Below are 426 nucleotides of genomic sequence, written 5' to 3'. Positions count from 1 at the left end.
GCAATGAGATGCCCTTATCTTGAGGATTGTTCAAAGCAGAAATGAATTGCGAACGGTACATCACTCAAGAATCCCACCCGTACATCGCAAGGTGAAGGGCTTGCGGCTTTAGCCGTGGGAGTCTCAAAAGGCGAAAGCTTTTTTTATACCTAAAATAAGTATACACTTGTGAACTACCCACCACTTATTGACCTTGCGGTCTAATTGAAGTGGGGGCTTCTCGACTTATCGTTGCTTTTACTAGCCAACGAAAACTGACCGAGCTAACCCTCTTGTTCCAAGAGTTTTTGTTTCTATGTTAATGCCAATAGGCGAATGCCTTCATTTTTGATATTGATGGCTGAATTATAGTCACGATATGCCACATACCCACATGAACAACGGTAAGTACGTTCAGATAGCTTCATAGGTTTTTCTGCACCACAA

At 42.5% G+C, this 426-nt stretch carries 1 protein-coding gene; it reads right to left on the bottom strand.

Annotated features, from left to right (window positions below; all coding sequences use genetic code 11):
* Nucleotides 1-293: 293 nt before the first annotated feature.
* On the bottom strand, nt 294-426 hold a 133-nt coding region (locus DDE80_RS14740), incomplete at its 5' end, for a zinc ribbon domain-containing protein (protein WP_153060874.1).

The organism is Metalysinibacillus jejuensis, assembly GCF_003057615.1.
Lineage (GTDB): Bacteria > Bacillota > Bacilli > Bacillales_A > Planococcaceae > Metalysinibacillus > Metalysinibacillus jejuensis.
The sequence above is the reverse complement of the archived record's forward strand: the minus strand, read 5'-3'. Positions and strand labels throughout refer to the sequence as shown.